25 protein-coding genes and 1 tRNA gene are annotated in these 21,899 nt (G+C 63.7%); 6 read left to right on the top strand and 20 right to left on the bottom strand.

Annotated features, from left to right (window positions below; translation table 11 throughout):
* The 6 genes from glnA to VMX79_11975 all read right to left on the bottom strand — a co-directional run.
* Positions 1 to 1,418 (bottom strand): type I glutamate--ammonia ligase (gene glnA / locus VMX79_12000; GenBank protein HUV87819.1); only part of this gene is annotated, 1,418 nt, incomplete at its 3' end.
* A 179-nt stretch (positions 1,419 to 1,597) separates the two neighbouring features.
* Complete coding sequence (locus tag VMX79_11995) at positions 1,598 to 2,650, bottom strand: hypothetical protein (GenBank protein HUV87818.1); 1,053 nt, start codon at positions 2,648 to 2,650, stop codon at positions 1,598 to 1,600.
* Between the two features lie 272 nt (positions 2,651 to 2,922).
* Positions 2,923 to 3,894, bottom strand: a complete 972-nt coding sequence (locus VMX79_11990; protein ID HUV87817.1) for a radical SAM protein — start codon at positions 3,892 to 3,894, stop codon at positions 2,923 to 2,925.
* A 9-nt stretch (positions 3,895 to 3,903) separates the two neighbouring features.
* Complete coding sequence (locus VMX79_11985; protein ID HUV87816.1) at positions 3,904 to 4,362, bottom strand: VOC family protein; 459 nt, start codon at positions 4,360 to 4,362, stop codon at positions 3,904 to 3,906.
* A gap of 105 nt (positions 4,363 to 4,467) precedes the next feature.
* Entirely contained in the window at positions 4,468 to 5,343 is an 876-nt protein-coding gene (locus VMX79_11980; GenBank protein ID HUV87815.1) for a DMT family transporter, read from the bottom strand.
* Positions 5,344 to 5,369: 26 nt separating this feature from the next.
* The gene (locus VMX79_11975) at positions 5,370 to 5,612 is read right to left on the bottom strand and encodes a hypothetical protein (GenBank protein HUV87814.1); all 243 of its coding nucleotides are present in this window, start codon (positions 5,610 to 5,612) and stop codon (positions 5,370 to 5,372) included.
* Between the two features lie 250 nt (positions 5,613 to 5,862).
* On the opposite strand from VMX79_11975, the gene VMX79_11970 reads away from it, so the two are divergent.
* On the top strand, positions 5,863 to 6,597 hold the full coding sequence (locus VMX79_11970; GenBank protein HUV87813.1) for a DUF481 domain-containing protein: 735 nt from the start codon (positions 5,863 to 5,865) through the stop codon (positions 6,595 to 6,597).
* On the opposite strand, the gene VMX79_11965 is transcribed toward VMX79_11970, so the two are convergent.
* Positions 6,563 to 6,817: a hypothetical protein gene (locus tag VMX79_11965; GenBank protein HUV87812.1), complete on the bottom strand. Its 255-nt coding sequence runs from the start codon at positions 6,815 to 6,817 to the stop codon at positions 6,563 to 6,565. The genes VMX79_11970 and VMX79_11965 overlap by 35 nt on opposite strands.
* A gap of 162 nt (positions 6,818 to 6,979) precedes the next feature.
* Here VMX79_11965 and VMX79_11960 point away from each other — a divergent pair, with 162 nt between their 5' ends.
* The 3 genes from VMX79_11960 to VMX79_11950 all read left to right on the top strand — a co-directional run bounded on the left by VMX79_11960 (position 6,980) and on the right by VMX79_11950 (position 9,333).
* Complete coding sequence (locus VMX79_11960; protein HUV87811.1) at positions 6,980 to 7,621, top strand: MarC family protein; 642 nt, start codon at positions 6,980 to 6,982, stop codon at positions 7,619 to 7,621.
* Between the two features lie 88 nt (positions 7,622 to 7,709).
* Positions 7,710 to 8,453: a DUF481 domain-containing protein gene (locus tag VMX79_11955; protein HUV87810.1), complete on the top strand. Its 744-nt coding sequence runs from the start codon at positions 7,710 to 7,712 to the stop codon at positions 8,451 to 8,453.
* A 112-nt stretch (positions 8,454 to 8,565) separates the two neighbouring features.
* Entirely contained in the window at positions 8,566 to 9,333 is a 768-nt protein-coding gene (locus VMX79_11950) for an SIMPL domain-containing protein (GenBank protein ID HUV87809.1), read from the top strand.
* Positions 9,334 to 9,385: 52 nt separating this feature from the next.
* On the opposite strand, the gene VMX79_11945 is transcribed toward VMX79_11950, so the two are convergent.
* The 6 genes from VMX79_11945 to VMX79_11920 all read right to left on the bottom strand — a co-directional run bounded on the left by VMX79_11945 (position 9,386) and on the right by VMX79_11920 (position 14,048).
* Positions 9,386 to 10,552 carry an MFS transporter gene (locus VMX79_11945; GenBank protein HUV87808.1) on the bottom strand — a complete coding sequence of 389 codons (1,167 nt, stop codon included), beginning with the start codon at positions 10,550 to 10,552 and terminating at the stop codon, positions 9,386 to 9,388.
* Positions 10,553 to 10,627: 75 nt separating this feature from the next.
* Positions 10,628 to 10,700 (bottom strand) — tRNA-Asn (locus VMX79_11940).
* Between the two features lie 55 nt (positions 10,701 to 10,755).
* Positions 10,756 to 11,319, bottom strand: a complete 564-nt coding sequence (locus VMX79_11935) for an outer membrane beta-barrel protein (protein ID HUV87807.1) — start codon at positions 11,317 to 11,319, stop codon at positions 10,756 to 10,758.
* A 123-nt stretch (positions 11,320 to 11,442) separates the two neighbouring features.
* The gene (locus tag VMX79_11930) at positions 11,443 to 12,153 is read right to left on the bottom strand and encodes a hypothetical protein (GenBank protein ID HUV87806.1); all 711 of its coding nucleotides are present in this window, start codon (positions 12,151 to 12,153) and stop codon (positions 11,443 to 11,445) included.
* 239 nt (positions 12,154 to 12,392) lie between these two features.
* Positions 12,393 to 13,052: a hypothetical protein gene (locus VMX79_11925; protein HUV87805.1), complete on the bottom strand. Its 660-nt coding sequence runs from the start codon at positions 13,050 to 13,052 to the stop codon at positions 12,393 to 12,395.
* A 258-nt stretch (positions 13,053 to 13,310) separates the two neighbouring features.
* Positions 13,311 to 14,048 carry a PHP-associated domain-containing protein gene (locus VMX79_11920; protein ID HUV87804.1) on the bottom strand — a complete coding sequence of 246 codons (738 nt, stop codon included), beginning with the start codon at positions 14,046 to 14,048 and terminating at the stop codon, positions 13,311 to 13,313.
* Here VMX79_11920 and VMX79_11915 point away from each other — a divergent pair.
* The gene (locus VMX79_11915; protein ID HUV87803.1) at positions 14,019 to 15,008 is read left to right on the top strand and encodes a hypothetical protein; all 990 of its coding nucleotides are present in this window, start codon (positions 14,019 to 14,021) and stop codon (positions 15,006 to 15,008) included. The two genes, VMX79_11920 and VMX79_11915, sit on opposite strands and share 30 nt — an antisense overlap.
* On the opposite strand, the gene thiL is transcribed toward VMX79_11915, so the two are convergent.
* Genes thiL through VMX79_11895 form a run of 4 tightly spaced genes read right to left on the bottom strand, consistent with a single transcriptional unit; the run spans position 14,999 to position 18,067 of the window.
* Complete coding sequence (gene thiL, locus VMX79_11910) at positions 14,999 to 16,009, bottom strand: thiamine-phosphate kinase (GenBank protein HUV87802.1); 1,011 nt, start codon at positions 16,007 to 16,009, stop codon at positions 14,999 to 15,001. The two genes, VMX79_11915 and thiL, sit on opposite strands and share 10 nt — an antisense overlap.
* Positions 16,010 to 16,015: 6 nt before the next feature.
* Positions 16,016 to 17,059, bottom strand: a complete 1,044-nt coding sequence (gene cax / locus VMX79_11905) for a calcium/proton exchanger (GenBank protein HUV87801.1) — start codon at positions 17,057 to 17,059, stop codon at positions 16,016 to 16,018.
* On the bottom strand, positions 17,056 to 17,748 hold the full coding sequence (locus VMX79_11900) for a class I SAM-dependent methyltransferase (GenBank protein ID HUV87800.1): 693 nt from the start codon (positions 17,746 to 17,748) through the stop codon (positions 17,056 to 17,058). Before VMX79_11900 ends, cax begins: the two co-directional genes overlap by 4 nt.
* 25 nt (positions 17,749 to 17,773) lie before the next feature.
* Positions 17,774 to 18,067 (bottom strand): MTH1187 family thiamine-binding protein, encoded by a 294-nt coding sequence (locus tag VMX79_11895; GenBank protein ID HUV87799.1) that lies wholly within the window; start codon positions 18,065 to 18,067, stop codon positions 17,774 to 17,776.
* Between the two features lie 54 nt (positions 18,068 to 18,121).
* Between VMX79_11895 and VMX79_11890 the strand changes: the two genes are divergently transcribed.
* The gene (locus VMX79_11890) at positions 18,122 to 18,658 is read left to right on the top strand and encodes a S24/S26 family peptidase (GenBank protein ID HUV87798.1); all 537 of its coding nucleotides are present in this window, start codon (positions 18,122 to 18,124) and stop codon (positions 18,656 to 18,658) included.
* Here VMX79_11890 and VMX79_11885 read toward each other — a convergent pair.
* From VMX79_11885 to VMX79_11875, 3 genes are all read right to left on the bottom strand, one after another.
* Positions 18,633 to 20,564, bottom strand: a complete 1,932-nt coding sequence (locus tag VMX79_11885) for a diguanylate cyclase (GenBank protein HUV87797.1) — start codon at positions 20,562 to 20,564, stop codon at positions 18,633 to 18,635. The two genes, VMX79_11890 and VMX79_11885, sit on opposite strands and share 26 nt — an antisense overlap.
* Before the next feature lie 106 nt (positions 20,565 to 20,670).
* Entirely contained in the window at positions 20,671 to 21,645 is a 975-nt protein-coding gene (locus tag VMX79_11880) for a 6-bladed beta-propeller (GenBank protein HUV87796.1), read from the bottom strand.
* Between the two features lie 20 nt (positions 21,646 to 21,665).
* Positions 21,666 to 21,899: T9SS type A sorting domain-containing protein (locus VMX79_11875; GenBank protein ID HUV87795.1), on the bottom strand; the 234-nt coding region annotated here is incomplete at its 5' end.

Genomic DNA, 21,899 nt, shown 5'->3' with positions numbered 1-21,899 from the left:
ATGTACTCGTGGGGGTGCGGCCTCCGGTCGAGGGCGCGCACGTCGTGTTCCATCTTGGTCTCGATATAAGTCCCTATTATGTCCTCGGTGAAGACGCCCCCGGCGAGGAGGTAGTCGTGGTCGCGGCGCAGGTCGTCGAGGGCCGCCACCAGCGACTTGGGCAGCGAGCGGATGCGTCTCTGCCGGGCCTTCGGCATTTTGGCCAGGTCTTCCTCGAGCGGCTCGCCCGGGTCGGCCTCGTTCAGGACGCCGTCGAGGCCCGCCATGAGCAACGCCGAGAAGGCGAGGTAGGGGTTGCAGGCGGCGTCCGGGGGCCGGTATTCGAAGCGGGCCTCCTCGGCGCGGGCCGCGTACTTCGGAATTCGTATCGTGCCGGAGCGGTTGCCGATGGAGTAGAAGAGGCGCACCGGCGCCTCGAACCCGGGCACGAGGCGTTTGTAGGAGTTGGTGGCGGCGTTGGTGAAGGCCGCCAGCGACCGGCCGTGCTTCAGGATGCCGCCCATGAAGTGGCGCGCCAGGTCGCCCAGGCCGCCGTAGCCGTCGGCGTCGTAGAAGGCCGAGCGCCCCTCCGAGCCCAGGAACTGGTGGACGTGCATGCCGTTGCCGGCCTCGCCGAATATCGGCTTGGGCATGAAGGTCGCGTACAGGTCCCACTCCCGGGCGAGGTTGCGTATCAGGTACTTGACCCAGAGGTTCATGTCCGCGGCCCGCACCAGCGGGAGGAAGCCGACCTCTATCTCGCACTGGCCGGTGGCGCCTACCTCGTGGTGGTGGTAGCGGACCGGCAAGCCCGAGGCCTCTATGGCCGCGGCCATCTCGGCCCGTAGGTCGTAAAATTCGTCCAGCGGCGGGAGGGAGTGGTAACCGCCTTCGCGGGGGACGTTGTAGCCCGGGGTCGCGATGGCGGCGGAGATGTGGGAACCCTCTTCCTCCTCCGGCGCGTTAGCGAAATACAGGCAGCGCCCCGGCTCGGAGGCGTAGTACACGTTGCGCAGGAGGTGGAACTCGTACTCCGGCGATACCCAGTAGGCGTCGGCGACGTTCAGGCCGGCGAGGTAGGCCGCGGCGCGCTCGGCCAGCGCGCGCGGGTCGCGGGCGTAGCGCTCGAGCGTGTCGGCCTCGTGGATGTCGCAGATGAGTGATATCGTCGGCTGCTCCCAGAACCGGTCCATCATCGCCGTCGTCGGGTCCGGCTTGAGCGCCAGGTCGCCCGCCTCGACCGTTTTATACCCCGGGCTCTGCGAGCCGTCGAAGCCGACGCCATACTCGAAGAGCTCGTCGGAGAGTCGCGCCGCCGGGACGGTGACGTGGTGCCACCGGCCCGGGAGGTCGACGAATTTCAAGTCCAGATTGACGACGCCGTTATCGCGCGCGTACGCCGCGAGCGACGCGGCGTCGGTTATACCTTCTATCTTCAAGGCGCAGCCTCCTGCAGCTAAAGAACCGCGAATGAACTTTTCGAAAAAATATAACACCCGCCCGAAGGGAAGGCAAGCGGTTTTCAAAAACTCTTGAATAAAAAAACCCCGCCGGAGCGGGGTTAGTAGGGACGTTTCGGGTACGAGGCGTGATCGGTGGGTTTAATAAGTTGGGGTTTTTATTCGGCCGCTAACCTTTTTAAATCTATGGGGCTTGCGATGCCGAAGGCGGCAAAGCCGTAGCGGTCATCGCCCGTGAAATTTACGCCGCCTACTCCTTGGAAAAACAACGGTAAGTTATCGACCGGCTTATAAGCCAATACGCCGCCGACCGTGCCGACGCCGGTAGTGGCCGGGGCTTTGGCGCCCTCGGCTAATATTTGCGTTTTAGAATACGAGAAGTTTAATCCGAAACCCAGGTTGGAGAGTTTCTGGTGGTCGGTATGTTTATAGAAGAAGAGGTAAGAAACCCCAGCGCCGGGCGCGAAGCTCGTCGTCTTTTCTCCTTCAGCGTTCTTCTTCTTTCCAATTTCGACGATGAATAGCGGCGTAGGGTTCAAGCTGTCCGGTGTCACAAGGTTCAAGCCTTGTCTTACTATTTTAACTTCGCACTTGCCGCGGTATTCTGGGTCTCCGGCCTTGACTTTTTCAAAGAAAAGAAAGCGGATCGATTCTCCCTTTTTGCCGAAGCCCAGCGTTTTGCCGGTTCCCGGACATATTATCTCCTCGACCGGTTGAACGACGTATTTAGCAGCCTTTAATTTTCTTACCTCGGGATATTTTCGATTAACCGCTTCCTTCAAATCCTCGACGGATACCATGAATTGCGAACTGTATTCGCCCGGGAATTTACCGCTAGTCGACGGTGTCCACGCCTCCGACGGCGGTAAGGGCCCTTCCGGCGCCACGGCCGCCAGCTTCGCCGCCTCCCGTTCCGGCTCGGCGCGGCGCGCAGTAGCAGTTGGCGCCTCGGCCGCGGGTTTTTCTTTTTCGGGTAACACGCCGTACCGCCGCTGGTAGCCGCTAGGCCCTATTACTTGAAATATTACAAACGACCCGTCGGGAATTAGGAAGGCTAATTCCCTTTTTAATTCAACCCAATCCCCGCTTATTATTTTTCGTTCTTTTTGTTCTTCGCGTTGTTTATGTATTTCGAATATGAATACGTCGCCGAATGCCGCCGCGGCGAAGCAAAAAACCAACGTCTGCGCGATTATCATCGAACTTTTCATTACGGCCTCCCGGGTAGCAAGTTAACGTTTAATCGCTTAGTTTAATTAAAAGCCGGGTGGACCCGTGGTCCAACCCGGCGGTTTATTCCTTCGTAAACGCCAGCGCCGCTACTCGTTTTCCTACTCCCGCGTACGCCATTCGTCCTCCGTTAGCCCCCTCAAAACGCCCCTAGCCTTATTAACCGTAAAATTTACTAACACAAGCCGCCCCTCTTGTCAAGAAAATTCCAACATTTTAAACGCGGCCTAGGTCGTCTGTATTCCCGGTTCCTTTAACCTTCCTCCTCTCCGCCTCCGCCGGCCGCCCGGAACGTACGCACGTAGAACTTTTTCCCGCCGAATTCGACTTCGGCCAGCGTTCCGTCGGCCACGAGTTTTCCTACGACCGCGGGCGAAGCGCCCGCCTTGGCCAAAAGCTCCGCCACCGCCTCCTCCCTCATCGGGTGGACCGCGGTTATGCTCAACAGGTCGTCCTCGACGTTGCCGGTGAAGGCGAAGGCGTCGCCGGGATAACCGATGAGCAGTTCCGTCGGCAGGCCCCGGGACACGAAGGCGTCGTACGCCCGGGCGACGGCCTCCTCGTCGGGAGGCCGGACCGTCCCCTCCGCCGGCGGCCGCGTCGGGACCGATAGGTACGCGACGGCCGGCCCGAGCCCCGCCACGAAGCCGGCTACTTCCCGCATTTGCTCCGCGCCGTCGTTCACGTCCCGCACCAACATCGTCTCGGTGACGAGCGTGCCCGCGAACGTTTTCGCGAACGCGGATATGCCGTCCAGTACCGCGCCGAGCCGGAGGCCGCCGTGCGGCCGGTTGACGCGCCGCCACGCCTCTTCGTCGACGGCGTCCACCTTGACCGACACCCAGTCCGCCCGGGCGAGGTCCGCCCGCACGTCCTCGCGTCCCAGCAGCGAGGAATTCGTTATCACGGCTACGTTGACGCCCAGCGGCCGGAGGAGCTCGAGCTCGCGGGCCAGGTTGACGTCGAGCGTCGGCTCGCCGTCGGGCACGAACGTGAGGTAGTCGACGCCTTCGCCGTGCCGCCGCGCCGCCTCGACCTTGGCCTTGACCGCTTCGAAGACGTCCTCCGGCGCGAAGAACGCGCGGCGCTCGAGCGCCATCGCCGTCGTCCGCCCCACCTGGCAGTAAACGCACGAGTAGGTGCACGTTTTGGGTGGTATGTTGTTTATGCCCAGGCTGCGGCCCAGGCGCCGCGACGGGATGGGCCCGAAAGCTATCTTATTCACAAGCCCCCCTCATTTGCCGGGCCAGGTGGTCGAGGCCGGCCGGCTTTTCGGGATGGTATACACCTCGACCGTGCGCCCCATCGGGTCCTTGACGGTGAGGCCCCAGTAGCTGTCGACGCACCACGTCGGGTTTTGGGAGAAGCACTCTACGCCCGCCGCCCGAAGCCGTTCGACGGCGTCCGCGAACTTTCCCTCCGGGACTTCGACCGACCACGACGTAACGTACGACGTTCCGCCCTCGTAGCCGGGTTGGTCCGCCCACTCCTCGAGCACCTCGACCTCCGCGCCGGGCCGGAAGAACATAAGTCGGAAGCCCTCGCTCTGGTAGCAGAGGTAGCGTTGTTCCTCGCTGTAGCCGGCCTCGTCAAGGCCGAGCAACTCGGTATAAAAGCGGCGCATCGCGCCGAGGTCGTTACAGAAATCGTATACGAAGCGGACATTGATTTCGGGCGTAGCTTTTTCGCTCACGGTACTGCCTCCTTCTCCGGCAAACGCGGCGGCGCAGGCCGCGGCCGCGGATAACGCAACCGCGCAAAGGTTCCGCCCAACGTTCATAATACCTCTTTTCTCCTATCACCCGAAGGACACCAGCGCCGCGCCCGCGAAGCCCAGGACGATGCCGAGCGTCCGCCGGCGCGTGATCGGCTCGCGCAAAAGCAGCGCGGCGAAGACGAAGATGAAGACGTTGGCCGTCTGGTTCAGCGCGGCGGCGACGGACGCCTGGGCGTACTTCATCCCGGCCAGCCACAGCGCCATCGAGAGGTACGCCCCCATAAACGAGCCGCCCACCATATAGCGCCAACGCCGCGTCGAGATCACCGACGACACGATGGCGCGCCGCCGCCGGTGGAAGAGAAGTATTATCGCCAGCGCCGCGACGCCGCCGGCGACCCGGACCTCCGTCGCCCACAGCAGCGGCGAGCGCTCGAGCAGCGGCTTAATCATCACGATGCCCACCGCCATAGAGGCGAGGCCCAGGACGCCGTAGGTAATTCCCCACGCCAGGTCGCGCCGGCTTAGCAATCCTTTTCCCCACTGGAGCGAGGCCGCCAGGACCGCGGCCACGACCAGCGCCGCGCCGATGCCCTGCAATACGCTCAGCCTCTCCGCCAGGAAGAGGAGCGAAAGGCCGATGATGAAGGGGCTGTAGAGGCAGTCCACGATGGCCGTGAGGCCCGCGCCCAATAGGTTCAAGCTCTTGAAGAAGAAGGTGTCCCCCAGGCCGATGCCCAGCGCGCCGCTGGCCAGCAGCAGCGCGTACTCCCACGCCGGCGCGTCCCGCCACAGCGTCTCGCCGAAGAGCCACATCGTGGGGAGGAACAGGACGAGCGCGAACAGGTCCTTGAAGAGGTTGAGGCCGATGGGGTGTACCGACTCGCCGCTCTTCTTGAATAATATGACGGCGAAAGCCCACACCACCGCCGTCAGCAGCGCGAAGGTTTCGCCGATATAGGGGGTCGTTCCGTCCAGGGGCGCTACTCCTCGTCGGCCTCCAGTTTACGCTTCATGAATACGGCGACCTCTCCCGCCAGCTTGTCGACGTTGGAGTAGTACGACAGGTCGACGCCCTCGAGGCCGAAGCCGACGGCGCGGTAGAAGTCTATGGCCGGAACGTTGGTGTTCTGCGTCTCGCATACCATAACGCGCAACTTCGCCGCGTCGAAGCGCTCCGACTTCGTAATCTCCGGTTGTGCCGTGATACACGCCGCCGTACGCAACGAACGTCCGCGTACCGCTTGTTAGTCCTCAATTATAAGTTAAAGGGCTTTATTTACCAGAATTTATTCTTCGTTTGTGATAGAATTTTAAATTGCGGCGGCTAACGCCGCCGCGGCGAAAAAGATTCGGCCCGGCGGCGCGTCGGCGATTAGTCAAACGGTAGGGTGCGGCTTCGGGCCGGATTAAGAGTATCCGGCTTCACGCTTACACGACGACGGGAACGGAAGCGAGACGGAAGGGGTAGCCAGCGTGAGGAAAGCCTACGTACTGATTCTCCTAATAGTTTTAAGCCAGGCCGCGGCCGCGTCCGACGACGAGAAGCCCTTTCGGGGCGGCGCGACGCTATCGTACCACGGGACCGGCGGGAATACCAGTACCCACGGCCTTGCGACCGGCGGAGATTCGGAGTACGCGTACGGGAAGTTCATGTTCGACGGCGGCGGCGACTACTCTTTTAACGCGTCGGGCGGTGAGAAGAAAGCCGAAAGGGCCAAACTTTTCGCCGGCGCCAAGTTTTTCTTTACCGGCGGCGACAGGCTCTACGCGCGATACAAAGCGCGATGGTTACGGAACACGTTCTCGGGCTTCGAATATCGGCTGTCAAATTTCGCCGGTTTGGGGGTATACCTGTTTCGAGAAAAATCGCGGCAATTCGCCGCGGGAGCTTTATTGGGTTATATTCGAGAACGTTACACCCCGGACGTCGCCGAACCTCCCGCGGGCTTCCCGGCGGTGTGCGTGGGTTGCGACTGTAAGATGCCCTTCGGCGACGTTTACGAGTTCGACGCCTCGGTCACGTGGGACGTAAGCCTGGAAGACGCCGCCGATCGAGTGTTGACGGCCGACTTGCGTTTCGGCGTGGTCGCCAAGGATTGGTTGGTTTTCACCGTAGCGGAGCAAGTGGAATGGGATAGCGTAACGCCCGAGGGCTACGCCCAGCAAGACCTGGTTACGACCGTGGGTTTTGCGATCCGCACTCCTTGACGGAGATATCTTCCGTGCGCCCCTCGGCGTCGACCGGCTCCCAAGTCCGGACGTACGGCCGCTCGAGCTCGACGACGATGCGGTCGCGCGTCTCGGCCTTCCCGACCGGGTACTTTTCCCGGGAGGCGTAACCCGGGCCCACGGGCCGGAGCTCCGCGGCGTCGAAGCGCTCCAACTTCCTAATATCGAGTTGTGCCGTAAAACACCCCGCCTTACGCATCGAACATCTACGCACCGCGTATTAATCCTCGATTATACGTAAAAGGGCCTTATTTACCGGAATTTGTTCGGCGTTTGTGGTAGAATCCCGCGGCGGGGCGGTTAAACCCGCGGTAAAAATTTAAAGGCCGCGCGTACGCCGTCCACTAAACGGGAGGACGCGATGTTCGGTGATTTGCCCGTACTTATAATCAAAACCTTCTTCGGCTTCTTCGCCATAATGAACCCGTTTGCGAACACGCCCATATACGTGGGCCTGGTCGAGAGCTTCCCCGAACCGCAGAAGAGAACCGTCGCGCGAAGGTCCGTCTTGACGGCCTTCGTCGTCGTCGCCGTTTTTTGCGTGGCGGGCAAGTTCATCTTCGAACTCTTCGGCCTAACGCTGCCGGCCTTCCGCATAGCCGGCGGAATCCTCATCTTCTGGGTCGGCTTCGAGCTGCTTCAAGGCCGGTTCTCCAAGATGCAAACGCCGTCGGCGGAAGGCCGGAAATCCTCGCGCGACTCCGCGGTACGCGTCGCGCTAACGCCGTTGGCGATACCCGTCCTGGCGGGGCCCGGCACCATCGCCACCGCCATGAACTTCGCCGCCGGCGGCTCTTTATTGCCGGTCGCGACGACGGTAGCCACCTTCGGCGTTATGTGCCTGGTGACGTATTTATTCTTCGTCTACGGCCGGGAGTTCATCGAGTTCCTGGGCGCGGGCGTGGTGAAAATTATCAGCCGACTGATGGGGCTCATCCTGGCGGTGATAGGGACCGAGATGGTTATTCTGGGCGTGCAGGGCGCGTTCGAAATAGTGAAATGAAATTCGCGGGGCGGGGATTTTCGGAAATCGAGGCGCGAGGGTGGCGCCTCGCGAACCATAGGGGGCGCGCGGCGAAAGGGGAAACGGCGTGTACAAGTCTTTCGTAACGTTGCTTATAACTTGCGCCGGCCTGGCCGCGGCGGCGGCGTGCGCGGCGCGCGCCGGCGAGAAGGCGCTCGAGGCCCGGGCGACGCTCTCGTACCACGGGACCGGCGGGAATACCAAGAACCACGGGGCGACCGCCGACGGCGAAGCGGAGTACGCTCGCGGCCGGTGGTTAATCGACGGCGGCGGCAGCTACGCGGTGTCGGCGTCCGGCGGTAAAAAGAGCGGCGAAAGCGCGAGGCTCACCGCCGGGGCGAAATACTTCCTGACGGCCGCCGAAAGGCTCTACGGCCGGTACAAGGCCGAATGGCGACGGAACGTCTTCTCCGGCTTCGAGCACCGCCTGTACAACTTCGCCGGCCCGGGCGTATACCTGATAAAAACCGACCCGCAGGAGTTGAGCGTCGAGGGCGGCCCGAGCTATATCAACGAGCGTTATCGCGACGACAGCGAAAAAACGGCGGCGTCTTTCGCCGCGGCGCACGTGGGCGTCGATTACCAGGTATTCCTCAACGGCACGACCGAGATAGACGCGGCGGTCGTTTGGGACATGAACTTGAAGGACACGTCCGACCAGCTGCTGACGGGCAGCGCGGCCTTGCGGGTGGCGCTCGCGAGCTGGCTGGCCCTGGCGGCGACCGAATATATCGACTGGGACAACGTCCCGCCGGAGGGCTACGGCCAGCTCGACGTAACGACGACCCTCGGCTTCAGCGTCCGCAACTAATGACTCTACCGCTTGCCGGGCGAGATTCGGCGGCTCCGCGCGTTAAACCTTCCCGCGCCGTCGCCGTCAAAATGGGCGAAGACGAAGCCGAATTCATTTGACGGAGGTAATCGTGAAAAAATCAGTCTTAATCCCCGCGTTGTGCATTTACGTGCTGCTGGCCGCTTCCGCGGCCGCGGAGACGTTCACCTTCACCATACCCGACGTCTACCTTAAAGGCGGCGACGCGGCGAAGGAGCCCGTGCTGTTGGAAGTTACGGGCACCGGCCGCGTCAAGGCGGTCCCGGACCAGGTGGTAATATCCGCTCGCATCTACACCGAGGCCAAGAAGGCCGGCGAGGCCTTCGACGAGAACCAGTTCCGGATGGGGTTCCTGATGGATTTGTTGATCGCCCAGGGCGTACCGCGCGAGAAGATCGCCACCGAGTCGCTGTACATCAATCCCGTGTATAAAAAGGATTCGTCGAAGGTGGACCACTACGTCGTCGACCGCCGCATTAAGATCTTCCAGGACGATATGGACCGGATAAGCGCGGTCCTCGACGCGTTGGTCGACTCGCAGGTGGACGAAATAGGCAGCATCCAGTTCGTCGTGAAAGACCTCGAGCAAAAGTACGAGGAGGCGCTGGAGGAGGCGGCGGCGGACGCCCGGCGAACCGCCAAGATGTTGACCGCGGGGCTGGGGGCCAAGGTCGTGGGCCTCAAGGCCATGAGCTACGACTACGGCGGCGGCCCTATTAGCGAGCTGTCGCGGACGTCGTCGTTCGACATGGGCGGCGGTATGGACGGATACAACCAGATGATCGTCCCGCGCGAGGTAACGACGACGGTGAACGTCCGCGCGACGTACGAGATATTGTACCTGGGCGAAGCCGGCTAGCGCCGGCTCCCGCGTCAACAAAATAAAGCGCCCCGTAAGGGGCGCTTGTTTTTTACGCGCGGAACAATTTTCGGCTGAATATCAAGTACGCCAGCGCGCCCGCCGCGGCCAGCGCCGCCGCCACCACCAGCGCCGTGGTATAGCCGCCGGTGACGTCGAACAGGCGGCCGCCGAACGTCGGCCCCAGCGTCCCGGATATCCCGTACGAGAGGAAGACCAGCGGGTAGCTCCGACCCACCTCGCCCGGGCCGAAGACGTGCGCCACCGCCGCGGCGTAGAGGACGAAGCACGCGCCGAAGCCGAAGCCCACCGCGAACGCCGTCGCGACGAAGGGCCAGCCGAAGCGCGAGAGCGGGACCAGCGCCGCGACCGCGAGCGTCAGGAAGCCGAGCGAGAGCGGGATGGCCCGGCCCTGAATCTTGTCCGAGATGACGCCCCACAGGATGCGGCCGCAGGCGTTGCCGAGCGCGAGCGAGCTTATCGCCGTCGTCGCCAGGCCGGCGGCCACGCCGCCCGCTAGGCCGATGGGCTTGAGGTTGCCGATGGTCAACAGGCCGGCGAAGGTCCCGGCGAACATCCCGCCGAACAGCAGCCAGAAGCGGCCGTCGCGGAAGAGCGCCCCGGCCGGGATGCCGGCCGCCTTTTGGGCCTCTTCCCGAACCTGCGCCGGAACGAAGAGCAAGAGGGCGGCCAGGATGATGGCCGCGCCGTACGCCAGGCCGACGTACCGGAATATCTCGAGGACGTCGAAGCCCCGGGCGAAGAGGGCCGAAGCGAGCGAGGACAACAGCACCGCGCCGCCGCCGAAGCCCGCGACCGCGAGCCCCGTTACGAACCCTTTTTGCTTCGGGAACCACTTGATGCACGTCGCGATGGGGCACACGTAGCCGAAGCCGATGCCGGCGCCCGCTACGATGCCCACACCCAGGATTAACAAAAACAGGTTGCCGCGGGAAGCGGCGGCAATTACGTAACCCGCGGCGAACAGCACGCCGCCGAGGGCCGCGACCAGCCGGGGGCCGCGCCGCTCCTGCCAGCGCCCGGCGAAGATCATCGCGAGCGTGAACGAGGCGATGCAGATGCCGAAGATGAGTTGCGTCGCGCCCATCGAAAGGCCGTAGTCGCCGTGCAGCGCCGGCGCGAACACGCTCCACGCGTAGATGCCGCCCAGGCAGGTTTGAATCAAAATCGACCCCAGCAAGACTAAGTATTTTCTCATGGACCCTTTCCTTCGCCCGGTTCTTTGGGGGGTTTTGAAAAAAAGCCCCGGGGCCGGCCGGGGCTTTATCCCATCCTCCTCAGGCAGGACTCGAACCTGCAACCCTCCGGTTAACAGCCGGATGCTCTGCCAATTGAGCTACTGAGGAATCGCGCCGTTATATATCATAAACGGCGGCCGTTGTCAAGCGGCCGAAGCCGTATCTACCAGTAATAGTAGTTCAGGCCGAAGTCCAGCTTGACGTACTGCGTGTCGCGGTCCGAGGTCCGGGCGTTGTCGAAGGTCCGGTTATAACCCAGCATGCCGAAGGCCGAGAAGCGCTCCGTGAAGTAGTACTCCAGGCCCGGGCCGACGTAGAAGCCGTGGGACGCGACGTCCTCCCACCCCTTCTCGCGCTTTATGCGCTCGTCGAAGACGGCGTAGCCGCCGGCTACGAACGGCATGAACACGCCCATATGGACCTTGTAGATGAGGCCGACTTTGTACGACGTCATATGGGTTTCGCCGACGCCGTCGTCCCTCTCGGCGTCGAACGGGAGGTACAGGTCGGCGCCTCCCTCGAGCGTGAGCCAGTGGAAGAGGTTGCCGTAGAGCCGCACGCTGCCCCCGGGCGCGGCCTTGGCGTCGTGGTCGAAGGCGCCGGCCGGAAACGCGAACCCGGCCGAAGCCCCCGCGCCCAGCCGGACGAGCGCGCCCGCGGCCGCGGCGGCGACCAAAATCGCAACCGCGGCGGCGAGGGTTAACCTAAACGCGGATTTAATAGTCATATTCTTCGGGTGGAACCGTTCGGCGTGTCGGTTTATGATAGTTTTAGATATTATAAGTTAACCGAAGGCCGAAGTCAAAAAAAACCCGGCCCGCGGGCCGGGTCTGAAACTACGGCGTTCGTCCTACATGAAGTAGTAATTCGCGCCGATGAGGACGTCGACGTACGTGTCTTTGTAATCTTTATCTATGCCCATGGCTTGTATCCAGGATTTATTGCCGCTCGGGACCCATCCCCACGCCTCCATGTCGAAGCGGCCGTCGTTGAAGATGACGTTGTACCGGGGGCTGACGTCGAGCGCGAATCGGCCGAACGCGTACGTTACGCCGCCGCCGACGTAGAGGCCCGGGCCGTTGAGGGAAACGTCGGTCGTAAAGTATTCCGGCTCGCGTAAGGCGGTGTTCCACCATACGCCGCCCTTGAGCTTCTCGAAATAGTAACCGCCGCCGGCGCCGGCGTACAGGCCTAACTTGCCGAAGTTAAAGCGGTAGTTCGCGCCCACCGTCACGGGGATTAACGTACTCTTCGGCTCCTCCAGGAAATCGTTTTCTTCCCAGTCTTTAACGCCGTGGCCGAGGTGGTACGCGACCGCGGCCTCGGCCTCCAACCCGCGCCAAAAGCCGATAATCGCCTTTGCGCCGAACTTCGGACTTAAGGCCATGTCGCTGCCCGTGAACGGCGAGTAACCCGGCTGCCGGGCCGGCACGTCCGGTACCTCCCACGTCCCCATCTTGCCGGTGGGCATCGCGACGCCGCCGAAGGCGCCGACGCCCACGCCGACCGCGAAACAGGCGGACGCCCAAAGTAACATCCCTGCCGCGATTCCTCTCAGCATAGTTATTTCCTCCTTTGTCCCTTTTTCCGGCCTTTGGAAACCATACCATCCCTTTCGCACGTCGCCGCGCGTATTTTAGACCCGAGAGTCCCCACGGAGGTTTAACTTTTTATTGTAAGTTGCTTGTCGAGGAATGTGGCGGCTGTTTTCTCGTCGTCGTCGCCCGTCGTACCGGCGCGGGCCCGTAAAAAACCCCGGCTTGCGGCCGGGGCTGAAACGATGAAGCCGGGGAATTGTCGTTACATGAAGAAGTAGTCCACGCCGAAGAGGACGTCGACGTACATGTCTTTGTAATCTTTTTCCCACGGGACCGTACCCGTATAGGTCTTGCCCTCGTACGTTACCTCGACATCCAAGTCGTAGTCGCCGCTGTTCATGACGTAGTTGAAGCGGGGGTTTACGTCCAACGCGAGTTTGCCGAACGAATACAGGAAGCCGCCGCCGACGTAGATACCCGGTTTGTTCATTTTCTCTTCCGCGCTAAAGGTAACGATTTTGTCGTTAACTTTGAACTTCCCGGTGACGTCCGTTGTCATCATGTAGAAGCCGCCGCCACCGCCGGCGTAGACGCCCATGTTGCCGAACATGACCTTGTAGTTGGCGCCGAAGGTTATGGGAATAATAACCGTCTTCGGTTCGTCGATCCCGGGGGTCTCTTCCCAGTCTTTAAACTTGTGGTTCAGGTGGTAGGCGAACGCGACCTCTACGTCAAGCGCCGGTATGACGCCTATTAACGCCTTGCCGCCGAACTTCGGGCTCATACCCAGATCGCTGCCATCCTCGGAAGCCATATCGCCCATCGGCAGCGCGATCCCGCCGAAGCCGCCCGCGCCCATGCCGATGCCATAGGCCGAAGCGGCCGCCAGCCCGAGCACAGCTAATACCGTCAATTTACGCATTCCTCAAATCCTCCTTGGGTATAGGAACGTTATTAATGCCTACGCGCGTAAGCCTCCGCCGCTTTTCGGCGGTGGCTTAAACTTGTGTAAATATTTAACACAATGAGAGGCCGTTGTCAAGGCTAATCTTTTCGTTTGCTAAATATTCCGCCGTCCGCGTTATAACGGTTTCGCCCTAAAGCCGGAAGCCTAAACCCCCCTTACGCGCGCCGCGTTTGGCCCTTGTCGTCGTCGGCCCGTTGTGTTAACGTTACGCTACTAAGGGCGACCCGTCAACCGGTATTGGAGGCGCATGTCGGCCAGCGCCGCCGGGAAGTTGCGGAACCACGTCGCGAGCGGGACCAGCGGCGGCGTTTTCCGGCCGCCGGGCACCGCTTTCCGGAGCGATTCTAAAAAAGAGGCGGGCCCGTCGAAATCGGCCATCATTACGAAGCCGCGGCCTATCTCGCCGCGCAGGTGCGCGTCGGAGCCGGCGCTTCGGCCGAGGTTGTAGCGCCGGGCGAAGTCGAGCGCCAGCTTATCGTCGTCGGCGTAGATGTTGCGGGCGTTGTATACCTCGACGACGTCGACGTCGCCCGCGTAACGCTCCATGAAATCGAGGCGGGGCCGCCGGTGCGCGATGCGCGCGAACGGGTGCGGTACGTTGACTAAGCCGCCCTGCTCGTGTATCTCGGCGATGGTCTCGGCCAGCGGAAGGCCGCGGGTCAGCGGCCGCGATATGAACATCCCCATCGCTTCGCCGTCCAGGGTGTTGATCTCTTGCGCCACGACCGCCTTGGGGCGCGGCCGGCCCGGGTAATGGAGCTCCATGAAGTCGGCGAACTCGTCGGAGGCGACCAGCTCCGCCGCGGCCAGCGAGCCGTCGAGGGCGTTATGGTCGGCGACGGCGAAGGCGCCCAGGCCCCGTCGCAGGCAGGTGGCCACGATAGCCCACGGTTCCGAGCGGGAATCGTAGGAGGCCGAGGAATGGATATGAAGGTCGGCTTTTACCAACATGGCTCGAGCTCGTACCGTCCACGCCGCGTCCGGCGCTATCGCTGCGTTCCGTTCATAGCGGCGGTCGCGTTGTGCGTTTTTGCCGCAGCGTGCGGCGACCGGGGCGACGGCTACTTCAAGGAGGCGCGTCGTCGCGAGGCCGACTACGAGTTCGAAAAGGCCGCGCGGCGCTACGAGCTGGTTGCGGTAGGCTTCAAGCGGTCGCCCCTCCGCGACGAGGCCGCCGCGGGGCTCGCGCGCTGCCGCGCCGAAATGCACTTCAACCGCGCCGAAGAGCTGATGTACGCCGGCGCGGCGTACACCGCCGTCGCCGAGGCCGAGGCCGGCCGACGCCTCGACCCCGAAAACCCGAGGGGTCTATACCTCGTCGGCCTCGTTCACCGCTTTATCGGGCCCCGCGAGTTGGCCCTCGAGGAGTTCAACGATTGCATTAAAAAATATCCGGCGAGCCCGTACGGCTATTTAGGTCGGGCCGAATACTTCCGGTTCCGAGTCGAGCGCGAGGAAGCGTTGGCCGATTACGTAAGGGCGTTCCGGGTTGCCGGCCGCGACGTACGTAGCCGGGGTGCGGCCTTTCGCGGGATACGCGACATAATGCTCAAACTGGGGCAACCCGAAGGGGCCGTTAATCGTTACAAGCGCGAGGTCAGAGACGCTGTTGCCGCCGACGCTTTTAATTATTGGGTAGGTTATTATTACCTACGGAAAAGGCCCGTGGTCTACCGGACCGCCCAGGGATATTTCGACAAAGTCGTCGCGCGGCCGCGCCCCGGGGCGTACGAGGCGAGGGCGTACGCCGCCCGCGCCGAATGTTACTTCGCCTACAAGGAGTTCGAGCGCGCCAAGGCCGACGCCGACGAAGCTATCGCCCTCGACGCCGAGAACGACGCATTTTACAAAACCGCGGAAGAGATATACCGCAAGCTCTCGCTCCCGCCGCCGCGAAAAACTCAGAAATGAGCGTACCCGCGCGGCGCCATCGGCTCGACGTCGCCGTTCCGCACTAGCACGACGCCCTCCGCCTCCTCGGTAGTTGCCCCTATTGGCGTAACCTTTATGCCTTTTTCGGCCGCGGCCTGCGTAAGCGCCGCGGCCTCGGTTCGCGGACAGGTGAATAGGAGCTCGAAATCCTCGCCCGCGGCCGTGGCGTACGTTACCGCATCCTCGCCCCTCGAGCCGGCGACGTCCCGCGCCGCCTCGGCGATGGGTAGCGAGGCCGCGTCCACCGCTACCCCCACCGCCGACGCCCGGGCGACGTGCGCCGCCGATTCGGAGAGGCTGTCGGAGGTGTCTATGACCGCGGCCCGGGGCACCCGCCGGCGGAGTAAACGCCCCAGCTCGAGGCGCGGCGTGGGCCGCCGGTAGCGCGCCGTCGCCGCGCCCGCCGCGGACGGCCGGCACTCCCCCTCCCCGGCCAACAAGTGCAAACCCGCCTGCGCCAAACCCAGCTCGCCGCTTACGTAGAGCAAATCCCCCGGCGACGCGCTCGCCCGGGTGAGGAACGCGCCCCCCGGCGCTTTGCCCAGTATCGCCATCGCGAAGAACAGGTGCGAAGGGCTGGCGACGACGTCGCCGCCCACCAGCGCCAGCCCCTCGCGCGAGGCGAGCGCCGCCGCGCCGCCGAAGAAGCCCTCCAGCTGCGCCGCGGGGGTGGCGGCCGGCGCCGCAACCGATATTACCGCCGCCCACGGCTCGGCGCCCATGGCAGCCAGGTCCGACAGGTTGGCGCACGTCAGACGCCACCCGACGTCCGCGGGCGTCGTGAACGCCAGGTCGAAGTGGACGCTCTCCACCATCGCGTCGGAGGCGAAGACGACGGCATCGTCGCCGCTGGCGGCGAGCGCCGCGGCGTCGTCCCCCGGCCCCACCAGGACGCCGGCGCCCTGAGCCGGCAGCCGCTCGAATATCCGGGCCAGTATCCCGGCCTCGCCGACGTCGCGTAAATTTATTTCCTTTTTCACCACGAATTAACCCGCGAAGAAGAACGTTACGGCGATGATGGCGTACAGCGCCAACAGCAGCAAACCCTCGAGCCAGTTGCTCTCGCCGTCGGCCGTGATGAGCGGCACGATGAGCATCGAGAGCGCCACCGCGGCGACCTCCAGCGGCGTGAAGATGAGGTCGAGGGGTTTGGGCCACACGTAGCTGATGATGACGACGAGCGGCGCCACCAGCAGCGCGATTTGCATCGACGAGCCCTGCGTTATGGTGAGCGCGAGGTCCATGCGGTTGCGCCAGGCGACGAGTACCGCCGCGAAGTGCTCCGCGGCGTTGCCCGCTATCGCGATGACCACGATGCCGATGAATACCTCGCCCCAGCCAAGCGCGTGCGCCGTGGCCTCGATGACGCTTACCAGGATTTCGGCGGCGGCGACGATGCCCGCCGTCGTGAGAACCAGTACGGCCACCGCCCACGAGAACCGCTTGCCGCGAGGCGGCCGGGCGTCGCAGTGGTGGGGGAAAGCGTGGCGGTGGGTTACGAGCGAGAAGACGATGCTCGCGCCGTACGCGACGAGCAAGACTACGGATATCGCGAGGCTAAGGCGGTGCTCAGATATCTCTCCCGCCCGGCCGATGAAGTGCAACAAGGACGGCATAAGGAGCGCCGACACCGCCACCACCATCAGCGTCGCGCCCATGCTCGCCGCCCGGGCGTTGAACTTCTGTTCCTTGTGGCGCAGGCCGCCGGCGACGAAGGCCGCACCCAGGACCAACAGCGAGTTCCCCAGGATGGAACCCGTCAGCGACGCCTTGACGACGACGGCCAGGCCGGCGCGGATGCCGACCAGCGCAATTATGAACTCCGCGGCGTTGCCGAGCGTAGCGTTGAGCAGGCCGCCGACGGTGGGCCCGGCGCGCGACGCCAGGACCTCCGTGGCCCATCCCATGGCCGCGGCGAGGTACACCAGCGCCACCGCGGCGGCGAAGAACGTGAACACCGCCGGCCCGCCGAGATATAACGACGCGGCCGCCGCCGGCAAGAATACCAGGAGTACGGCGCCGTATTTCACGTCTTAGTCCGCTCCACGTCGCCCCAGGCCGTCAGGAAAGCTCCCCCCAGGGCGCCCCGCCGCGTCAACCACCGGTCCGCCGCGGCCAGCGGCCGCCGCAGCCGGCGGACGTAAAAAGGGAAGAAATGCAGCGTCGTCGCCATCTCGAGGGGCGTCTTTAAATAGCGCGAAAGAACCCGGCGCAGGTCGTACGGGCCGTAGAAGCGAACGGCCCGGAAGAGCGTGGCCCCTAAATTCCTCTTCACTCGCCGCAAAGCCGCGGACAGCGACCAGGCGTTGAGGACCGCCACCGCCACGCGCCGCCGGCAGACGCGCGCCGCCTCCGCGAACGCCGCCTCCGCGTCGGCCACGAACTCGACGGAGGTTATCATAGTTACCAGGTCGAAGGAGCGGTCGCGGAAGGGCAGCGCCTCCGCCCGGCCCTGTACCAGGTGTACGCCCCGCCCGCGCAGCCTCTCTTGCGCCCGCGTTATCATGTCCCGCGCCGGCTCGAGCCCCACGCCCCGCGCGCCCGCGCCGGCAAAGAGCTCGAGGTGAAGGCCGGTGCCGCTGCCGACGTCGAGCACGCGAACGCCGCGCACGTCGCCCGCGGCCCGGGTCAGCAGTTCGTCCTCCAGCTCCCGGGCGTACCGGCCGGCGGGCGTTTCGAACCAGGCGTCGTAGCGGGCCGCGGCGTCGCCGGCGAACACGCGCGCCCCGGAAGGCCCCGGCCTTTCATCCCGCGACGGCGGCAACCTTTCCCTCTAAGGTGCTCGGCTTGTCGCGCCGGTCGTCCACGTTGAGGAGCGTCATAACGCGTTCGACGCCGGCGGCGAAGGGTGCCTCGTGCATCTCGCGGATTACCGGCCAAAGCTCGTCGAGGTCGCCCTCGAGCGCGGTCCCGTTGGGGCCGACGTGGGCCTTTATTTCCGGGTGGCGTTCCAGTACGTCGAGCACTCCCCTGACGTACGGGCTGAGCGACGTCCCGGCGGTGCCGAGCGGTACTACCGTGACCTGTACGACGGCCATATCGTCTCTCGCTTACGGTTTCACGCCGCTAAGTGTTGTGTTAAAATCGTTTTAATGAAGAGGACCGCCACGCCGTTGACCGAGGCCCGGTTGTGGGCTACGGCCGAGACGATAAAGCGCGAGCTGGCGCGCGGCCCCTACCGCTCGCCGGTCGTTTCCAACTCGATGGCGCCCGTGGCGCGGGAGGGCGACGCGTTCGTCGTCGTACCCCCCGGGCGCCGCGGCCCGCGCTTCGGCGACGTCGTCGCCGTGGTCGCCGGCTCGCGGGCGGTCGTGCACCGCGTCGTCGGCAAAAGGGCCGGCCTCTATATCACCAAGGGCGACGCCTCACCCCGCGTCGACCCGCCGGCGCGGCGCGCGGACGTCCTGGGGCTCGTTCGCGCGGTGGAAAAAAGCGAAGGCTCGTTTCTACCTCTGGATACGGCCCGGGGCCGCCTGGCCGGCGCCGCCCTGGCCGCCGTCTCCGCGCTCGAGAATACCGTAAACGGCGTCGCGTCGCCGCCGCCCGCTTTCCTCCGAAGGTTTTTCTACCTGGCGCTGCTCCTGGTCTGGGCGGCGTTCTACCCTAGTACCCTTCCCCGGCGAAGCTGAGCTGGAGCACGTCCGCGTTCTCCTGGTCCACCAGGAAGACGGCTCCCCGGGCGCTGACCGCCAGGCGGCCGGGTCGGACGGACCGGCCTAACTTGTCCGCCAGCCGGGCGAAGTCCAAAAGGCCGAGGTAGGTGCCGTCGGCGTCGAAGAACTGCAGGCGGTTGACGTCGCCCGCCTCGGCGGTAACGACGACTTCCGGCGGGCCGCCCGGCACCGCCACCCCCGCTTCTCTAAGCTTATCGGCCAATTTGCCGTAACGGTCCACCGCGACCGCGGTGACGCCTTTGAACCGGCCCGCGTCGCCCGCCGGCCCGGGGCCGCCGATGGCCTTCAAGAAACCGCCGGCTTCGTCGAACTTCTGGATAACGCTGTTGCCGGCGTCGAGCACGTATATGTTGCCGGCGCCGTCGGCGGCGACGTCGCGGGGGTCGGGTTGGTACGGCGGCGCGACGTCCGCGGCGTCGAGCGGGACCTCCAGGCCGTCGAACTCGCCCGCCGACGTGAACCGCTGGACCCGCCGGTTCATCCGTTCCACCACCAGCAACCGGCCCTCGCCGTCGAGTGACGCGGCCACCGGCTCGTTGAAGGTCCCCTTTACGTAGCCGAAGATGGGGGCGCCGTCGGCGTCCCGGCCGCCGATGAACCCCAAAAATTTGCCGGCGCCGTCGAAAACCTTCACGGCGTGGGCGGGGGAGTCCACGACGAACACCCGGCCGTCCCTGGCGGCGGCCACGTCCACCGGGCCCTCGAGCTCGTGCACGGCCTCGCCCCGGCCGCCGAACTCCACCGTGAACTTGCGCGCGCGCGCGTCGTATATCTTCACCAGGTTCGTGCTGCCGTCCAAAACGACGAAGCGCGGGTCCGCCAGCGCCAGCGCCAGCGGGAGCTCCGGGACCAATCCTCTTTCCCGGAGCGATTGTATTACGCACAGGTTCTCGAGGTCGCGCAACGGCTCGAGCGTCCCCGTATCCACCGTTTCCTTCAATTTTTTAAGGCGCACGTCCGGCGCGTCGAGCGGGTACAGCTCGACGCGGTTGCGGCCGCCCTTCTTGGCCTCGTACAGCGCCATGTCGGCGATGCCGACGAGCGTCTCGCCGTCGGCGCCGTGGTCGGGAAAGAGCGCCACCCCGGCCGAGCACGCCGGCGAAACGAACTTCCCGGCGCCCTTGTCCACCGAGATTTTTAACTTCTCGGTCTTGGCGCGAACCTCCTCCGCCTTGGCCCGCGCCCCGTCGGCGTCGGCGTCCGGCACGACGGCGGCGAACTCCTCGCCGCCCCACCGGCCTACCAGCGGCCCGCCGACGAAGACGTCGGCCAACAGGCCCGCGAATTCGAACAAAACCAGGTCCCCCACCGGATGGCCGTACGTGTCGTTGACCTCTTTGAAGTGGTCGAGGTCGAACATGAGCACGGCGAGGGGGGCGTTCCCCTCTTTCGCCTGCTCGAGCGCGCGCTCGAGGCGGGGCGACAGGCCCTGGCGGTTGTAAAGGCCCGTCAGGTGGTCGCGCTCGTGGTAATCCTTGTTTACGGCCTGGAGGAGCAACTTGCGGCACTCGTCGAGGAAGCCCGCCTCCGCGCGGCTGAACTGCGGCGACTCGAACGAGTAGACGTCCAACGTGTAACGTATCTCGTCGTTGGTCAGCGCCAGCGGGAACGAGAGCAACGGCTCGGAGCGCGCCTTGCCCTTCCTGGGCGCCGGCGCGGAAGGGATGAGGGGCCGCTTCTTCAGGTCCCGGCCTACCACCGACAGCCGGTAATCGCGGAAGGGGGTCTTCTTCTCGAGCAGCGCGAACACCGCGTTCACGACGGCCTCGAAGTCGAAGTCGTAGTTGATCTGTTCCTGCAGCTCTTTTATTTCGGGGTCGGTCTCGCGGCGGGTCCGCGCGTCCCAGCTGAGCTCCGTCATCGTTCCTCCTATTATTTATATATTATGCCGGTGGGCGGCCGTTGTCAACGCCAAAGCAAAAAGCCGCCCGGGTGGGCGGCTATATATCGTCGTATCCAACCCGAGGTTAATTGAACAGCGCCTTGACGCGACCCAGGGACGTGGGGGAGACCGCGGGCTCGGTCTCTTTGAAATACTGGATGCGGTTATTATACCTGTCGCACACGTATACTCGCGTACCGTTAGGCGTTGCGGCAACGCCCCAGGGGTATCTGAACTCGCCGGGTTTACCTCCCGCCGTTCCCCATTTACCGAGGTAGCTTCCGGTAAGCGTGAAGTATTGAATCCTATGGTTTTCTCGGTCGGCGACGAAAACTAAACCGTCTGAAGTGATCGATATTGCCACCGGGTAAGCGAAGTGACCTATCCAGCCACCATATGAACCCCACTGGCCTAAGAAACTACCCGTCGGCGTGAAGTACTGTACGCGGTGGTTACCCGCGTCGGTTACGTAGACGTTGGCGTTGGGAGCGACGGCGATGCCTTCGGGCCAGTTAAATTGCCCCTCTCCGGAACCGTAGGAACCCCATTTTCCTAAAAATTCGCCTTTGGCGTTGAAGTATTGGACGCGGAAATTGTCTTTATCTGTTACATATATATAATTAACACGGGGATTTACGGCCACCGAGCAGGGCTCGTCGAATTCCCCGTTTCCCTTTCCGCTATTACCCCACATGCCTAAAAAGACGCCCGCAGCCGTGAAATACTGGATCCGATCATTAAGAGAATCCGCTACGTATACTAGTTCCGTTGAACGGTGTACTGCGACGCCGAATGGACTTATGAATTGCCCGGGTCTCGCGCCGGTAGAACCCCATTTGCCTAAGAAGCTGCCGTTCCGGGTGAAGTATTGAATGCGGTCGTTACTAACGTCGGCTACGTAAACTTTGCTGTTCGGGCCCAGCGAGATACCGCGGGGGCGTCTAAAGCGGCCATCTGCGGTACCCGCGGACCCCCACATACCTTCGAATACGTATATGCTTAAAGCAGGGAGGGCGGAAACCCCGAGCCCTAAGAAAAAGGTAATTATAATCTTTTTCATTTTTCTTGCCCGCCGGCGTTTTACCGGCTGACTACCACTTTACCGATGTGCTTCCCGGATTCCGTTTCTAGCGCGTATAAATAGAGCCCCGGCGTTACGTTAGCCGTCCACGCCGCCGTCGCACCTGCCGTCGTTACGTAATCGTCGAAGACCGTATCGACTTTACGCCCCGCAAGGTCGAATATCTCGAGCTTTACCCGGGTCGGTTGCGGCGGCGTGATGGTGAACGTCGCGGTGCCGGTCACGGGGTTGGG

The organism is bacterium (genome assembly GCA_035529855.1).
Classification (GTDB): Bacteria; RBG-13-66-14; B26-G2; order WVWN01; family WVWN01; genus WVWN01.
This window is presented reverse-complemented; position numbering and strand designations above follow the sequence as displayed.

What these genes read in the sequence shown, in the direction of transcription:
- VMX79_11895 (HUV87799.1), bottom strand. Translation starts at nt 18,067, where the DNA reads ATGGCCGTCGTACAGGTCACGGTAGTACCGCTCGGCACCGCCGGGACG.
- VMX79_11960 (HUV87811.1), top strand. Translation starts at nt 6,980, where the DNA reads ATGTTCGGTGATTTGCCCGTACTTATAATCAAAACCTTCTTCGGCTTC.
- VMX79_11995 (HUV87818.1), bottom strand. Translation starts at nt 2,650, where the DNA reads ATGAAAAGTTCGATGATAATCGCGCAGACGTTGGTTTTTTGCTTCGCC.
- VMX79_11935 (HUV87807.1), bottom strand. Translation starts at nt 11,319, where the DNA reads ATGACTATTAAATCCGCGTTTAGGTTAACCCTCGCCGCCGCGGTTGCG.
- VMX79_11945 (HUV87808.1), bottom strand. Translation starts at nt 10,552, where the DNA reads ATGAGAAAATACTTAGTCTTGCTGGGGTCGATTTTGATTCAAACCTGC.
- VMX79_11890 (HUV87798.1), top strand. Translation starts at nt 18,122, where the DNA reads ATGAAGAGGACCGCCACGCCGTTGACCGAGGCCCGGTTGTGGGCTACG.
- VMX79_11965 (HUV87812.1), bottom strand. Translation starts at nt 6,817, where the DNA reads ATGCGTAAGGCGGGGTGTTTTACGGCACAACTCGATATTAGGAAGTTG.
- VMX79_11885 (HUV87797.1), bottom strand. Translation starts at nt 20,564, where the DNA reads ATGACGGAGCTCAGCTGGGACGCGCGGACCCGCCGCGAGACCGACCCC.
- VMX79_11920 (HUV87804.1), bottom strand. Translation starts at nt 14,048, where the DNA reads ATGTTGGTAAAAGCCGACCTTCATATCCATTCCTCGGCCTCCTACGAT.
- VMX79_11915 (HUV87803.1), top strand. Translation starts at nt 14,019, where the DNA reads ATGGATATGAAGGTCGGCTTTTACCAACATGGCTCGAGCTCGTACCGT.
- VMX79_11880 (HUV87796.1), bottom strand. Translation starts at nt 21,645, where the DNA reads ATGAAAAAGATTATAATTACCTTTTTCTTAGGGCTCGGGGTTTCCGCC.
- VMX79_11930 (HUV87806.1), bottom strand. Translation starts at nt 12,153, where the DNA reads ATGCTGAGAGGAATCGCGGCAGGGATGTTACTTTGGGCGTCCGCCTGT.
- VMX79_11925 (HUV87805.1), bottom strand. Translation starts at nt 13,052, where the DNA reads ATGCGTAAATTGACGGTATTAGCTGTGCTCGGGCTGGCGGCCGCTTCG.